The sequence below is a fragment of the Asanoa sp. NPDC050611 genome, assembly GCF_040654855.1.
Taxonomy (GTDB): Bacteria; Actinomycetota; Actinomycetes; order Mycobacteriales; family Micromonosporaceae; genus Asanoa.
Window position 1 is genome coordinate 36692 of the sequence record NZ_JBFAIU010000015.1, and the last position, 14638, is coordinate 51329.

Consider the following 14638-nt stretch of genomic DNA (forward strand, 5'->3'; position numbering starts at 1 on the left):
AGCGCCGGTCCGCCCAGGGTGACCTCACCGGCCTCGGCCACCTCGGCCCGCAGGTCGGTCAACGACGCCACCAGCTCGGGGAGGGGCAGGCGCAACGCCGCCGGATCCAGGTCCATGCCGACCACCCGGCCCGGCAACGCTACGCGCACCGCGATCAAGCCGTCCGCGGCGACGCCCTCGCCGACGACCGCATCGCGCGGCACCGCCGCCGAGAGCGCGGCCGTCGCATCCGAGATCAAATTGGTCAACGCCGATGGATCAGTCACGTCACGCAGCGTAGGACATCGATGCGTGCATCGTGACGGACAAAGTGGACGGCGCGACAATCATGGGATGAGTATTGACGGTGATCCACGGAGTCTGTGACCATTCCGTCACGACATCGAAACTCTTACAGCCCTGGATGTTTATATCAGTGCAGGTCGAGTGCGTGGTGCCGGGCAAAGCGGACGGCATCGCCGGTTTGGAGTGATCGGATGTTAGCGGCCGACGCGGTCATTGCCGTCCACAATCCGGGGACGGGCGAAAGGCTCGGCGAGGTCCCGGTGACCACGTCCGAACAGCTACAACGCGCCATCGACAACGCGCAGCAGGGCCAGCGCGCCATGCGTGCACTGCCGGCCCACGAGCGCGCGCGGCTGCTCCACGCCATCGCCGAGGGCATCGCCGCCGAGCAGGAGCAGCTCGCCTACCTGCTCGCGCAGGAGAACGGCAAGCCGATCACGCAGACCCGCGGCGAGGTGGCCGCCGCGATCCGGATCTTCCACGGGCTCGCCGCCGAGGCGACCCGCGTCTTCGGCCGGCAGATCCCGCTGGACGCCGTACCCGGTCTCGAAAAGCACCTGGCCGTGACCATCCGCGAGCCCCTCGGCGTCGTCGCCGCGCTGGTCCCGTTCAACTACCCGGTCGAGCTCTACGCCCACAAGGCCGGCGCCGCCCTGGCCGCCGGCAACGCGGTCATCGTCCACCCGCCGCAGAAGTGCCCACTGGCCCTGCACCGCATCGCGGAGATCATCGAAAGCAGAGGCGCGCCGCGACATGCGCACCAGCTCGTCAACGGCGGCCCCGAGATCTCCCAGGCCCTGGCCGACGCCGACGGCATCGCCGCGATCTCGCTCACCGGCAGCACCCGAGCGGGCAAGGAGATCGCCCGGCGGGCCAGCGCGACGCTCAAGAAGGTCCTCCTGGAGCTGGGCGGCAACGACGCCCTCATCGTCTGTGCCGACGCCGACCTGGAGAGGGCCGCCGAGGCGGTCGTCCTCGGTCGGCTGGCCCGCGGCAACGGCCAGATCTGCTGCGCGGTCAAACGGGTGTACGTGCAGGACCCCGTACACGACGAGTTCGTCGAAGCCCTGCTCGCGCAGGCGAACCAACTCACCGTCGGCGACCAGCTCGACGAACGCACCGACGTCGGCCCGCTGATCACCGAGCAGGCGGCCGCGCAGGTCGAGGAGGCGGTGCGGCAGCTGCGGAGCGACGGCGCCAAGGAACGCACCAACGGCAACCGCCGCAACGCCTTCGTCGACCCCGTGGTCCTCACCGACGCGCCCACGCACAGCAAGGCCTTCAGCGAGGAGATTTTCGGCCCCGTCGCGCCGATAGCCAGGTTCACGGACACGACGGACGCGACGAGAATGGCGAGCGAGTCACCGTACGGGCTGCAGGCCGCCGTCTGGACCCGCGACATCTCCCGTGCCTTCACCATGGCCCGCCAGCTCGACGTCGGCGGCGTCATCGTGAACGGGTCGACCGCCCTGCGCGCCGAGAATCTCCCGTTCGGCGGCACGAAGGACACGGGCGGCTACCGGGAGGGCATCCACGACACCGTCGCGGACCTGACGAGCGAGAAGACCATCATCGTGATGGACGCCTTCGCATGACGTTGCTCGAGCTGAGAAACGTCCGCAAGGCGTACGCCGGCGTCGAGGTCCTGCACGGCGTCGACCTGACGGGCGACCGCGGTGAGGTGATCGGTGTCGTCGGCGCCAACGGGGCCGGCAAGTCCACCCTGATCAAGATCCTCGCGGGCGCCGAGACGATGAGCGCCGGTGAGCTGCTCATCGACGGCTCGCCCACCGCCGCGGGCAGCCCCCACGACGCGCACGAGCACGGCATCCGCACGGTTTACCAGGAGCTCACCCTGGCACCCGAGCTGACCGTCACGGAGAACCTGCTCCTGGGCCGATTCCCGCGCAAGCACGGCCTGATCGACTGGCGCGCGGCCCACGAGCAGAGCAGGACCCTGCTCGACGAGATCGGCTTCACCACCATCGACCCGCGCCAACGAGCCGGTCGCCTCTCCGTCGCGAAGCAGCAGATGGTCGAGATCGCCAAGGCCCTCGTCGCGAAACCCCGCATCCTGGTCCTCGACGAGCCGAGCGCCGTCCTCGCCGGCAGCGACCTGGCCGCCCTGTTCGCCCTTGTCCGGCGCCTGCAACAGCAGAACACCCTGGTCATCTACATCTCGCATCGCCTGGTGGAGGTCCTCGATCTCGCCACGCAAATCGTTGTGATGAAGGACGGCGCGGTCATCGCCACCACGACGCCCGACCAGACGGACGAGGACGAGCTGATCCGCCTGATGGCCGGCCGCCGCCTGGAACAGATCTATCCGGACCGCCGGGACAGCCCCGCGGCCGAGCCGGCGCTAAAGGCGAAAAGCCTTACGAGAGGTGGCGAGTTCCGCGACGTCGACCTCACCGTCCACAAAGGCGAGATCGTCGGCCTCTTCGGCCTCGTCGGTTCCGGCCGCACCGAGCTCGCGCACTGCCTCTTCGGCGCCACCCGCCCCACCGGCGGCCGCATCGAGATCGGCGGCACACCGCACACCTTCCGAACCCCGCAGGACGCGATCGCCGCGGGCCTCGCCCTCGTCACCGAGGACCGGAAGGGCAGCGGCATCGTCCCGGACCTGACGGTCCGCGAGAACATCACACTGACCACGTTGTACGCGTCGACGCGCGGCGGCCTCGTCGACCGCACAAAGCAGCGCCGCGCGGTGCAGGGGATGGTCGACGGCCTGGACATCCGCCCCGCGCACTGCGCGACGATGCCGGTCGTCCGGCTCAGCGGCGGCAACCAGCAGAAGGCCGTACTCGCGAAATGGCTCCTGAAACAGCCGCGAGTGCTGATCCTCGACGAGCCGACCCGCGGCGTCGACATGGCCACCCGGGTCGCCATCTACCGGATGGTCGACGACCTCGCGCGGGCCGGCGTGGCCGTGCTGCTCATCTCGTCGGACCTCACCGAGGTGCTCGGCGCGACCGACCGCGTGCTGGTGATGCGCGAGGGCCGCATCGCCGGTGAGCTGCGCTCCGAAGGCGCCACCGAAGACCAGGTCCTCGCATACTCGATCGGGCGGGCGGCATGACACTCACGAAGCCGGAGCAGGCGGCCGAGGCCAGAACGACACCGGGGCAGACACTCACCCTCGCGCACGCCGCGATCGGGCTCGTCGTGGTGGTGCTCGCGGTCGCCGCCTTCACCACCGACGCGTTCCTCACCCAGACCAACCTGACCAACCTGCTCAAGCAGATGGTGACGACCGGCCTGCTGGCGTACGGCATGCTGGTCGTGATCCTGACCGGCGGCATCGACCTGTCCGTCGGCTCGGTGGTCGCGTTCGCCGGCATCCTCACCGCCGGCCTGTCGTCGGGCCTGCCGCTGCCGGTCGCCATGCTCGTCGGCATCGCCAGCGGTGTCCTCTTCGGACTCGTCAACGGCACGCTGGTGGCCCGGTTCGAGCTGGCGCCGTTCGTCGTCACGCTCGCGGCGCTGACCACCATCCGCGGCCTGGCGTTCGTCTACTCCGACGTGCCGATCGCGCCCGAGGACGAGTCGTTCTTCTGGCTCGGCTCGGCGATGCTCGGCCCGATCCCGCTCACCACGGTCATCATGCTCGCCGTGTTCCTCGTGGGCGGGGTGTTCCTGCACCGCACGCCGGCCGGCCGGTCGATCGTCGCGATCGGCGGCAACGCCGAGACCGTGCGGCTGGCCGGGATCAGCGTGCGCAAGCACGTGCTCCTCGCGTACACGATCAGCGGTTTCTGTGCCGGCCTGGCCGGCGTGATCCTGGCCAGCCGGGTCGGCATCGCCCAGCCCAGCGTCGGTGTCGCGTTCGAGCTCGACGCGATCGCCGCCTGTGTGATCGGCGGTGCCAGCCTGGCCGGCGGCAAGGGCTCCGCCGCGGCAACCCTCGGCGGGGTGCTCGTCCTCGCGCTCATCAACAACCTGCTCAACCTCTACAACGTGCAGAGCTTCTGGCAGCAGGTCCTCAAGGGACTGATCATCATCGCGGTCATCCTCGTACACCGGGCCAGCCGCCGGCGCACCTGAACCCACAAGGAGGCCACGCACCATGAGACGGCTCGCAAGTCTGTTCCTGGCCGGCGCGCTCGCGTTCGGCGTCACCGCCTGCGGTTCCGACTCCGACCCCGGCGCCGCGAAGGACTCTTACAAGATCGGCGTCGCGAACTTCACGCTCGGCGGACCCTACTTCAGCGGCATGGACAAGGCCATCGCCAACCAGGCCAAGAAGAAGGGCAACATCGAGATCCTCACGACGGACGCCAACGGCGACGCCGCCAAGCTCGCTTCCAACGTCGAGGACCTGTTGAGCAAGAACGTCGACGCCATCATCATCTCCGGCGGCCCGCTGGAGTCCGCCCCGGCCGCGCTGGCCGCCATCAAGGCCGCCGGCAAGCCGGTCGTGCTCGTGGACCGCAAGTTCCAGACCGGGGAGTACACGAGCTGGATCGGCCCCGACAACGAGGCGATCGGCAAGCAGGACGGCGAGTTCCTGGCCCAGCGGCTGACCAAGGGCGGCAAGGTGGCCATCATCAAGGGCGGCCCGGCCGACAACAGCATCGGGCTCGCGCGCACCAACGGCGTGAAGGCGGCCCTGCAGGGCAAGGCGGGGATCACGCTCGTCGAGGCGCCGGGCTTCGGTGGCTGGAGCTCCGACGGCGGGCTGACCGTGATGGAGAGCCTGCTCGCCAGCCACCCGGACCTGGTCGCGGTGTTCTGCGAGAACGACGCGATGTGCCTGGGCGCGCAACGCGCCATCGCGGACGCGAAGAAGACCGCGCAGATCGTCATCGCGGGCGTCGACGGGCAGACCGAGGCGCTCAAGGCCATCTCCGACGGCACCAACTACCTGGTCACCGGGCTCAACGACGCCGACATCATCGGCGCCAAGGGGCTCGACCGGGCCGTCGAGATCCTGGGCGGAGCCACGCCGGAGAAGGACACCGTCGTCGACTCGCCGATGGTGACGAAGGAGAACGCGAAGCAGTACATGGACCGCGGGGTGTTCTAGGACGAACTGTGGCGGTCGGCGTCGCCACCCGAGTGGATATGGAGTGACCATGCGCAGACGCAGCACACCGTCCATCCGTCGCCGATCGCCGGCCCTCGCCGTGGTGGGGATCGTCGCGCTCAGCACGTTGGTCGGCCTGCCGGAGCCGGCAGCGGCGGCGCTCGACGACCCCACCCGGCCCGGGTGGACACTGCTCTACAACGAGAGCTTCGCGAATCCGATCGACACCGCAAACGCTCCCTGGGTACGCGAGACGTACGCGCAGCCGTTCGACACCATCATGGACGACAACGGCCAGTGGTACCGCAACGACTACGGTCCGGCGTGGACCACGGCGATGAACTCGTTCCGCACGTACCGCAAGGAGTTTCCGGTCGGCCAGAACGGTTGGCTGACCGCGTCGCTGTCGGCGCGCGACTGGAACGCCGACGGTGTCATCGAGTCGCCGCCGTCGCTCACCCGCGAGCAGCTCGGCAGCGACTGGGTGGCGAAGATGAACGTGCCGGACCACACCGGCGGCGTCATCCTGCGGCCGTCGCAGCAGCTGCCCGACTACTACCGGGTCGAATACAAGCTGAAGACGCTGGACTTCGGCGGCAAGCGCAACGGGACCATCAACTACGACGGTCGGATCAACGGGTACGGGACCAGCGGGTGCAAGACCCAGCATCCGTGGGGCGAGGGTTCGGACAGCCCTGGGTGGAGCGGCGACGCCTCCGTGCCCTACTGCGAGTGGCAGGACGTGCGGGCCGGGCCGTTCGGCTACAACGGGTTCCACTTCATGTCCATCGTGGACTTCGCGAACCCGGCGCCCCGGAACAACCACTTCTGGCACTATCGCCGGAAGGTGCTGATGGACTCGTTTTCGCAGCACCCCGACCGGGTCGGCAGCGGCACCGGCGGGCGGGTCTGCGACTCGAACGCCAACACGTACTACAACTACCGCGACGGCAACTTCAACACCGTCAACATGTGGATCAGTGGTCTGCCCAACTGGAACCCGGGGCGCGGTGGACTGGCCGGCAACTCGCAGTGGTTCATGACGTCGTGTTCCGGTGGCGTGGCCGAGCAGCAGCTCTCGTCGGCCGCCGAGCTGCAGCCGGAGCTCATGCCGAACACGTTCTACACGTTCGCGATCGAGCGGGACGCGACCGGCTACGTGCTGGAGGCCAGCGGCAACTTCGCGCGGGTCGGGCAGAAGACGCTGCGGTTCCACCGGCCGTTCGTGGTCAACAACAACCCGATCTGGCACTACAACGTCAAGGCGAGCGAGTACAACGGCCAGTTCAACGGCGACCTCGTGCAGAACGACTACAACGGGAGCACGACCTGGCCCAACCAGTGGCCGGCCGGGTCCGCGTACCCCGACTGGTTCGTGATCGGGGATCTCTACACCAACGTGTACGAGGGGAGCGCGCGGCTGACCGACGTCCGGCTCTACGTGCCGGCGGCTTCTCCCTCGGTGAACCTGGCGTTGAACCGGCCGGCGACCGCGGACAGCCAGTGCGCGGCGAGCGAGGCGCCCGCGAAGGCGGTCAACGGGACCGTGACGGGCGGCAACGGTGACAAGTGGTGCTCGTTGGGCGCGTCGAAGTGGATCCGGGTCGACCTGCAGGCCGCCCGCCAGGTCGGGCGGGTGGTGCTGCGGCATTCCGGTGCGGGCAACGAGAAACCCGTGTGGAACACGCGCGACTTCGACGTGCAGGTCAGTGCCGACGGGTCCGCCTGGACGACGGTGGCGTCACCGCGGGGGAACACGGCGAACGTGACGACCCATACGTTCACGCCACGTTCGGTGCGATATCTCCGCGTGAACGTGATCACGCCGACCAGCGACACCGACCGGGCCGCGCGGGTGTACGAGTTGGAGGCGTACGCCTCCTGATCGATCTGTAGGGGAGGGGTCGCTGTCGGACCCCTTCCCTACACTTGCTCCCGTGACCGCACCGGCTGTTCTCGACCAGTGGCGCCGCCCCGGCCCGACGCCGGAGCAGCGCCGCGTCGACGTGCTCATCGGCGTGGCGGTCACCGCGCTGACGCTGCTCAACATGACGCTGGCCACGTCGGCCGGCGCGCTGTTCTTCCCGCACGTGCCGGCCCTGCCCGAGCAGCTGTTCTGGACCGTGCTGATCTGCGTGCCGCTGTGCTGGCGCCGCCGCTGGCCCGGCGCGGTGGCGATCATCGTCTCGGCCGCGTTCATCGGGGGCCAGGTCCGCGCGGCTCCCGAGCAGCAGCTGACCACCGGCGTGCTGTTCGCGGCGATCTACACGCTGGGCGCCTGGGGCCAGGACCGACGGCACGCCAAATGGATCCGCGTCGCGATCATCGCGGCGATGTTCGTGTGGCTCTTCGTCGCCCTGACCATCGCCCTCATCCGTAATCCCGACCCGGAGTTCGCCAGGGCCTCGGGGTTCCTGCCGCCGCTGCTCGCCGTGATCGTCAACGGCCTGCTGATCAACGTGCTGCTCTTCGGCTTCGCCTACTTCTTCGGCGAGACCGCGTGGACGGCGGCCCGCCGGGAGCACCAGCTCGAGCTGCAGGCGGAGCAGCTACGCGCGTCCCAGGCCGAGGCGCGGGAGCTGGCGGTCGCCGACGAGCGACTACGCATCGCCCGGGAGCTGCACGACGTGGTCGCTCACCACGTCTCGGTGATGGGCGTGCAGGCGTCGGCCGGCCGCCGCGTCCTCGACAAGGACCCGGCCAAGGCCCGCGCGGCGCTGGAGTCGGTCGAGGTGAGCGCCCGCACGGCGGTCGACGAGCTGCGCCGCATGCTGAGCCTGCTCCGCCAGTCGAGCGGCGCAATGGTCGACGGCGCCGGCGCGGGCGTCGACCGCCTCGACGACCTGTTGGGCAACGCCCGCGAGGCGGGCCTGGAGACGAAGCTGGGCGTCTACGGCGACCCGGTCGCGCTGCCGGAGTCGCTGTCGCAGGCGATCTACCGGATAGTGCAGGAAGCACTGACCAACACCATCAAACACGCGGGCGCGGCCACGATCGACGTCCGGATCCGCTATCTGGCCAACGAGGTGGAAATCGACGTGACCGACGACGGCCGCTCCGCGGTGGTCGGCCAACGCACGGGCGGGATGGGCCTGATCGGCATGCGCGAACGCGTCACGGCCCACGACGGGGTCCTGGAAACAGGCCCGGTCGGCGAGGGCCCAGGCCGCCGCGGCTTCCGCGTCCGCGCCCGCTTCCCCCTGACCCGAGTAACGGTCGAAGCATGATTTCCGCCGGTCTGTCGCGTGGCGTCGGCTCTCCCAGGGCCTTAGGCCGCGGCCTTTTCGACTCCCGGGATTCGGGCGTGGTTGGCTTCTTGGGCGGCGCCGCGTTTGCGGCGCGCTGGGTCCTGACACGTTCGCGGGTTCTGGCTCGGGGTCGCGTGGTTCGGGCCAGGGTGGCGGTTGGCTTCTTGACCGGCGTCGCGTTTCCGGCCGCTCGCACGCAGGCCGGCAGCGGTCGTTTGATTCAGGCGGGGGTTGTGGCGTGAGCGCGATCCGGGTGTTGCTGGCCGATGACCACCATCTGGTCCGCACCGGGTTTCGGGTCATTCTCGAGACCGAGGACGACTTCGAGGTGGTCGGCGAGGCGTCCGACGGCGAGCAGGCGGTCCGGATGGTGGCTGCGGTGAACCCCGACGTGGTGCTGATGGACGTCGAGATGCCGGGCGTCGACGGCCTGGCCGCCACCCGGCGGATCACCGAGACCCCCGACGGCCCCGCGGTCCTGATCCTCACGACGTTCGACCGCGACGACTACCTGTTCGCGGCGCTGGAGGCGGGCGCGAGCGGCTTCCTGCTCAAGAACGGCACCCCGGAGGCCCTGATCGACGCCGTCCGGGTCCTGGCCCGCGGCGACGCCCTGCTCGCCCCCGAGATCACCCGCCGGGTGATCGCGACCTTCGCCCGCCCGGGCGGCACCCCACGCACCAGCGGCGAGCAGTTGGCGGAGCTCACCGCCCGCGAGCACGAGGTGCTCGTCGCGTTGGCCAGCGGGGCGACCAACGCCGAGATCGCCGCCGCGATGCACCTCGGCGAAGCCACGGTGAAGACGCACGTCAGCCGGGTCCTGACGAAGCTGGGCCTGCGGGACCGCACCCAGGCGGTCGTCTTCGCCTACGAGCACGGCGTCGTGACGCCTGGCGGATAGATGCTGATCGACTGGGACTCGGATCGCCACCGGGAGCAGATCGCCGCGGCCGTGCACGGCGGCCCGGCCGGCGAGGAGTCCCTGCTCGCCGCGTGGGTGAGCGCGCCGGCCGAGATGGGCAGTTGGCTGGTCGCCGCCGTCGGCGAGGCCACCGGCCCGGCCGGCACCGGGTTCCTGCGCAACCTGCTCGCCGACCCGGCCGCCGACGCCGACGACCGGTGCGCGGCGCTGGTCGCACTGGCGAAACGGACGGGCGCCGACGCGTCGGACGTCCTGGCGGACGCCTTGCTCGACCCGGACGCGGACATCCGCGACTACGCCCTGATCGCCCTGTCCTGCGTGGGCGACGACCGCGCCGTCGGCCACGTCCACGCCCTCCTCGCGATGGACCTCGCCGACCCCGACCGGCAGAGCCTCCTCCTCGCGATCCAGTCCCTGATCATCCCGATGGCGACCTACCTGCTGCGCCACGCCACGACCAGCAGCCAGGAGGCGGAGCTCGCCACCCTGATCCGGGAGCACGCGTCGAGCCTGGGCCGCGCGGAGCGCGAGTGGTTCACGGTCCATTGGCCGGCCGCCATCAACGACCACGACGACGACATCCGCCCCGACATCGCCGACATGGTCGCCTGGCAGCCGCTGCTCAGGACCCTTTTCCCTCGCTGAGCCCGGCGAGGGGGCTAGGGCTAGTCGTCGAGCGTGCGCCCGGCACCGGCGCGAGCACGGCTGCTTGGCCGGCGTGACGCGGCCTTCTGTGCTGATCGCCGCAGGGGGAGGGGTCATGTGGGCCGTTGGCCTGGCACCTGGGATCAGACACGGTCGTTCGGCCGGCGTGACGCGGCTTTCCGTGCTGATCGCCGCGGGGCGGAGGGGTCATGTGGGGCGTGGGCCTGGCACGTGGGATCAGACACGGTCGTCTGGCCGGCGTGACGCGGCCTTCTGTGCTGATCGCCGCGGGGGAGGGGTCATGTGGGGCGTGGGCCTGGCACCTGGGATCAGACACGGTCGTCTGGCCGGCGTGACGCGGCTTTCCGTGCTGACCGCCGCGGGGCGGAGGGGTCATGTGGGGCGTCGGCCTGGCACGTGGGATCAGACACGCTCGCCCGGCCGGCGAGCGCGGCTTTCCGCGCTGACCGCCGCGGGGCGTATCGGCCGTCTGGGGCGTTGGCCTGGCAGGTGGGATCAGACACGGTCGCCCGGCCGGCGAGCGCGGCTTCCCGCGCTGACCGCCGCGGGGCGGAGGGCCTGAGACGTTGGGCGTAGGCGGCCCGGGAGCCGCGGCCCGGGGGCGCTGTTCCCCCGCTGACCAGGCAGCGGCGCGCAGCGGCTGCGGCGGTCACCGTGAGCCTGGACCACCGACTCGCGGACGCCGGCCAGGACGCCCGACCCGCTCTGAGCCCGCCGCGCGGTGGATCGGGTCCGTCGTGCGACGGACCCGGCGGTTCGATCCGGCGCCGGACGACGGCGGAACCGCCCGTTCATAGCCTTGTCGGCATGACGAAGGTGCTTCATCTCGAAGCGATCAACCGGAGCTTCGGCGACCGCCAGGTGCTCCGCGACGTGACGTTCGACGTCACCGCCGGCCGGATGACGGGGTTCGTCGGCGCCAATGGCGCCGGGAAGACGACCAGCATGCGGATCATCCTGGGTGTGCTCGCCCCGGACTCGGGTGAGGTGACCTGGCAGGGCTCCCGGCTGACCCGGGAGGACCGGCGGCGGTTCGGCTACATGCCGGAGGAGCGCGGCCTCTACCCGAAGATGACCGTGCGCGACCAGCTCGTCTACCTCGGCCGCCTGCACGGGCTGACGGTGCAGGCCGTCAACCGCAACGTCGACGAGCTGCTCGACTGGCTCAGCCTGGGCGAGCGGGCCAACGACCCCGTCGAGAACCTCTCGCTCGGCAACCAGCAGCGGGCCCAGATCGCCGCGGCGCTCGTACACGATCCCGACGTGCTCGTGCTCGACGAACCGTTCTCCGGCCTCGACCCGATGGCCGTCGACACCGTCGTCACCGTCCTGCGCGAGCGGACCCACCGCGGCGTCCCGGTGCTCTTCTCCAGCCACCAGCTCGACGTCGTCGAGCGGCTCTGCGACGACCTCGTGATCATCGCGAACGGTGCCATCCGTGCGGCGGGGAGCAGGGACAGCTTGCGCGACGCGTACACCCAGCGTCGGTTCAATCTGGTTGTGGCCGGCGACGCCGGCTGGGTGCGCGACCAGCCCGGCGTGAGCCTGGTCGATCTCGACGGGCCGCGCGCCGTGTTCGACCTCGCGGACGATGCCGACGATCAGCTCGTGCTCCGCGCGGCGCTGCAGCGCGGCCCGGTCCGTTCCTTCGGCCCCGTCACGCCTTCGCTCGCCGAGATCTTCCGAGAGGTTGCCCGATGAACACGTCGTCCGCCGTGCGGCTGGTCGCGGCCCGCGAGCTGAAGGTCAAGATCAAGGACAAGACCTTCCTCATCAGTACGATCTTCTTCCTGCTGATCGCCGTCGGCAGCACCGTGCTCCCGGCGATGTTGGGCGGTGGCGCGTCCAGCGTCGCGGTCGCCGACTCGGCCGCCGCGACCACGCTGCGCGACGCGGGCCTCGAGGTCACGCAGGTCAGCGACGACGCCGCAGCCGAGCAGGCGGTACGCGACGGTGACGCGGACGCCGCGGTCGTGGCCGGGGGCAAGGTGCTGGCGATGGACGACGCACCGTCCGATGTGGTTGGTGCGCTCAGCTCCGAGCCGGAGGTCCAACTGCTGAACCCGGACGCGGTCGACCCGCTGCTGGCCTACTTCGTACCCTTCGGCTTCGCCATCGTCTTCTTCTTCACCTCGCTGACCTTCGGGTTGCAGATCGCGCAGAGCGTCGTCGAGGAGAAGCAGACCAGGATCGTCGAGATCCTCGTGGCCAGCGTGCCGACCCGCGCCCTGTTGGCCGGCAAGGTGATCGCCGGCGGCGTGCTCGCGCTGGGACAGATCGCGCTGATCGCGGTGGTCACGATCGCGGGCCTCCAGATGACCGACAACGGCGCGGTGTTGTCGCTGATCGGCCCGTCGATCGCCTGGTTCATACCGTTCTTCGTGGTCGGCTTCGTGATGCTCGCGGCGCTCTGGGCGGCGATCGGCGCGCTGGTCAACCGCCTGGAGGACCTCCAGGGTGTCTCGATGCCGCTGCAGCTCGTGGTGATGCTGCCGTTCTTCCTGGTGGTCTTCCTGAGCGACAACAAGCCGATGATGACGCTGCTGTCCTACATCCCGTTCTCGGCGCCGACGGCGATGCCGGTCCGCCTGTTCACCGGCGACGCGGCGACCTGGGAACCCATCCTGTCGCTGGGCGTGATGGTGGTCGCGGCGGCGGTGCTGATCGCCGTCGGGGCACGGGTGTACGAGGGTTCGCTGCTACGCACCAACGGCAAGATCTCGTTCGGCGCGGCGTTCCGCGACAAGGAGAGCCGGAAGCTGGCGGAGCTCAACAGCTAGCGCGTCGTCCATGGTCAGGCGGGGTCGGAAAGCTGATGCAGCTTTCCGACCCGCTGCCGAGTGCGCGCTCTCACCCCGCAGGCGACGGCCCGGGCTTGGGACGCGGCGGAGGAGATCTGACAGTTCCGGTCCGGGTCCGCCGCCACGATCGGGTGACGACCAGCTCGGCCGCGCAGTTGATCATGCACCTGGCATGAAAGCTGCGATGTCGCGCCGGGCAAACCCGACGCGACCTGCGGAAACGTACATCAACGAGTGGGGTCGACGGGATTCGAACCCGCACTGAAACGGTTCTAAGCCGTTTGCCTCATGCCAGTTGGGCTACGACCCCGCCCCGGTGTATACCAGCCCGCTCGCCCTGCTCGGTGTCCGCGCGGTGTGCGCCCGCCCGCGGTGCCCCGTTCGGGTGAGTCAGGGGAGCGCGGCGGCCTTCCGGAGCAGGACCGCCCGTTCGCGGGTGTTGCCGCACAGGCGCGCCGCCAGCTCAAGTTCCGCCCGCGCCTCCCGCGTGCGCCCCAACCGGATCAGCAGCTCGCCCCGCACACTCGGCAACAGATGCGAGCCCGACAACCGGTCCCCGGCGACCAGATCGTCCACGATGGACAAGGCTGGCCCCGGGCCCGCCGCCATCGCCACCGCGACCGCGCGGTTGAGCTCCACGATCGGTGACGGGGCGACCCGGCCCAGCGCCTCGTAGAGCAGCACGATCCGCTCCCAGTCCGTCTCCGCGACCGACGGCGCCGCGGCGTGGCAGGCCGCGATCCCCGCCTGCAGGCCGTACGGGCCAAGGCCGCGCCCCAGCGACGACGCCCGGTCAAGAGCCGCTCGGCCGCGCCGGATCGCCGACCGGTCCCACAGCAGCCGGTCCTGGTCCTCGAGCAGCACCGCCTCCCCGTCGGGCCCGGTCCGCGCCGGAAAGCGCGCCGCCGTCAGTTCGCAGAGGGCCAACAGGCCGAACGCCTCCGGCTCGTCGGGCAGCAGCGCGGTCAGCATGCGGGCCAGGCGGATCGCCTCGTACGCCAGATCCGTGCGCAGCAACCGATCGCCCGCCGTCGCCGTCGAGCCCTCCGTGAAGATCACGTAGAGCACGCTGAGCACGCCGCCCAGGCGGTCGCGGCGTTCCGCCGCCGGTGGCAGCTCGAACGGCACACCCGCGGCCGCGATGGTCTTCTTCGCCCGCGTGATCCGGGCCTGGATCGTGGGCACCGGCACCAGGAACGCGCGGGCAATCTCCTCACTGGACAGACCGCCGACGGTACGCAACGTCAGCGCCACCCGCGCCTCGGGCGACAGCACGGGGTGGCACGCGATGAACATCAGCGCGAGCACGTCGTCGTCGACCCGGTCGGGGTCCCAGAGCAGGTCGTCGTCCTCGGCCGGCGGGGTGGCGGCGATCGTCGCGTACCGGTCGTCCAGCGCCGCCCGCCGCCGGAAGCCGTCGATCGCCCGCCGCCGCGCGGTGGAGAGCAGCCAACCCACGGGCGATTCGGGCGTGCCCTCCCGCGCCCAGGTGACCAACGCCTCCGCGACGGCCTCCTGGGCGACGTCCTCGGCGAGCTCGAAGTCGCCCGTGTAGCGGGCCAGCGCCGAGACGATGCGGGCCGACTCGATCCGCCAGACCGCGTCGACGGCCCGCGCACACAAGTTAGGGATATCTCCCCATTCCTCGGACGGTCCGGCTACCTAGCGTGTAAGCCAGGATCAC

11 protein-coding genes, 1 tRNA gene and 1 pseudogene are annotated in these 14638 nt (G+C 70.4%); 10 read left to right on the plus strand and 3 right to left on the minus strand.

What is annotated here, in order from left to right; all coding sequences use genetic code 11:
• Window positions 1-266: pseudogene (locus tag AB0H87_RS04515) on the minus strand (hypothetical protein); the annotation flags it as partial.
• Between the two features lie 210 nt (window positions 267-476).
• On the opposite strand from AB0H87_RS04515, the gene AB0H87_RS04520 reads away from it, so the two are divergent.
• From AB0H87_RS04520 to AB0H87_RS04565, 10 genes are all read left to right on the plus strand, one after another.
• Window positions 477-1880 carry an aldehyde dehydrogenase family protein gene (locus AB0H87_RS04520; RefSeq protein ID WP_360139502.1) on the plus strand — a complete coding sequence of 468 codons (1404 nt, stop codon included), beginning with the start codon at window positions 477-479 and terminating at the stop codon, window positions 1878-1880.
• A complete protein-coding gene (locus AB0H87_RS04525) occupies window positions 1877-3370 on the plus strand; it encodes a sugar ABC transporter ATP-binding protein (protein ID WP_360139505.1) in 1494 nt (497 codons plus the stop codon). The genes AB0H87_RS04520 and AB0H87_RS04525 overlap by 4 nt, the downstream gene beginning before the upstream one ends.
• Window positions 3367-4335 carry an ABC transporter permease gene (locus tag AB0H87_RS04530; RefSeq protein ID WP_360139508.1) on the plus strand — a complete coding sequence of 323 codons (969 nt, stop codon included), beginning with the start codon at window positions 3367-3369 and terminating at the stop codon, window positions 4333-4335. The genes AB0H87_RS04525 and AB0H87_RS04530 overlap by 4 nt, the downstream gene beginning before the upstream one ends.
• Before the next feature lie 22 nt (window positions 4336-4357).
• Window positions 4358-5317, plus strand: a complete 960-nt coding sequence (locus AB0H87_RS04535) for a substrate-binding domain-containing protein (protein WP_360139511.1) — start codon at window positions 4358-4360, stop codon at window positions 5315-5317.
• Window positions 5318-5366: 49 nt separating this feature from the next.
• A complete protein-coding gene (locus AB0H87_RS04540; protein ID WP_360139514.1) occupies window positions 5367-7202 on the plus strand; it encodes a discoidin domain-containing protein in 1836 nt (611 codons plus the stop codon).
• A gap of 52 nt (window positions 7203-7254) precedes the next feature.
• Entirely contained in the window at window positions 7255-8544 is a 1290-nt protein-coding gene (locus AB0H87_RS04545) for a sensor histidine kinase (RefSeq protein WP_360139517.1), read from the plus strand.
• A gap of 259 nt (window positions 8545-8803) precedes the next feature.
• A complete protein-coding gene (locus AB0H87_RS04550; protein WP_360139520.1) occupies window positions 8804-9466 on the plus strand; it encodes a response regulator transcription factor in 663 nt (220 codons plus the stop codon).
• Window positions 9467-10132, plus strand: coding sequence for a hypothetical protein (locus AB0H87_RS04555; RefSeq protein ID WP_360139523.1), 666 nt, complete (start codon window positions 9467-9469; stop codon window positions 10130-10132).
• An 828-nt stretch (window positions 10133-10960) separates the two neighbouring features.
• Entirely contained in the window at window positions 10961-11854 is an 894-nt protein-coding gene (locus tag AB0H87_RS04560) for an ATP-binding cassette domain-containing protein (RefSeq protein WP_360139526.1), read from the plus strand.
• Window positions 11851-12933 (plus strand): ABC transporter permease, encoded by a 1083-nt coding sequence (locus AB0H87_RS04565; protein WP_360139529.1) that lies wholly within the window; start codon window positions 11851-11853, stop codon window positions 12931-12933. The genes AB0H87_RS04560 and AB0H87_RS04565 overlap by 4 nt, the downstream gene beginning before the upstream one ends.
• Window positions 12934-13189: 256 nt before the next feature.
• On the opposite strand, the gene AB0H87_RS04570 is transcribed toward AB0H87_RS04565, so the two are convergent.
• Together AB0H87_RS04570 and AB0H87_RS04575 are read right to left on the minus strand one after the other, a co-directional pair.
• A tRNA-Leu gene (locus tag AB0H87_RS04570) sits at window positions 13190-13264 on the minus strand.
• 80 nt (window positions 13265-13344) lie between these two features.
• A complete protein-coding gene (locus AB0H87_RS04575) occupies window positions 13345-14577 on the minus strand; it encodes a sigma-70 family RNA polymerase sigma factor (protein ID WP_360139532.1) in 1233 nt (410 codons plus the stop codon).
• Window positions 14578-14638 lie beyond the last annotated feature (61 nt).

What these genes read in the sequence shown, in the direction of transcription:
- AB0H87_RS04530 (WP_360139508.1), top strand. Translation starts at nt 3,367, where the DNA reads ATGACACTCACGAAGCCGGAGCAGGCGGCCGAGGCCAGAACGACACCG.
- AB0H87_RS04540 (WP_360139514.1), top strand. Translation starts at nt 5,367, where the DNA reads ATGCGCAGACGCAGCACACCGTCCATCCGTCGCCGATCGCCGGCCCTC.
- AB0H87_RS04555 (WP_360139523.1), top strand. Translation starts at nt 9,467, where the DNA reads ATGCTGATCGACTGGGACTCGGATCGCCACCGGGAGCAGATCGCCGCG.
- AB0H87_RS04560 (WP_360139526.1), top strand. Translation starts at nt 10,961, where the DNA reads ATGACGAAGGTGCTTCATCTCGAAGCGATCAACCGGAGCTTCGGCGAC.
- AB0H87_RS04525 (WP_360139505.1), top strand. Translation starts at nt 1,877, where the DNA reads ATGACGTTGCTCGAGCTGAGAAACGTCCGCAAGGCGTACGCCGGCGTC.
- AB0H87_RS04520 (WP_360139502.1), top strand. Translation starts at nt 477, where the DNA reads ATGTTAGCGGCCGACGCGGTCATTGCCGTCCACAATCCGGGGACGGGC.
- AB0H87_RS04565 (WP_360139529.1), top strand. Translation starts at nt 11,851, where the DNA reads ATGAACACGTCGTCCGCCGTGCGGCTGGTCGCGGCCCGCGAGCTGAAG.
- AB0H87_RS04535 (WP_360139511.1), top strand. Translation starts at nt 4,358, where the DNA reads ATGAGACGGCTCGCAAGTCTGTTCCTGGCCGGCGCGCTCGCGTTCGGC.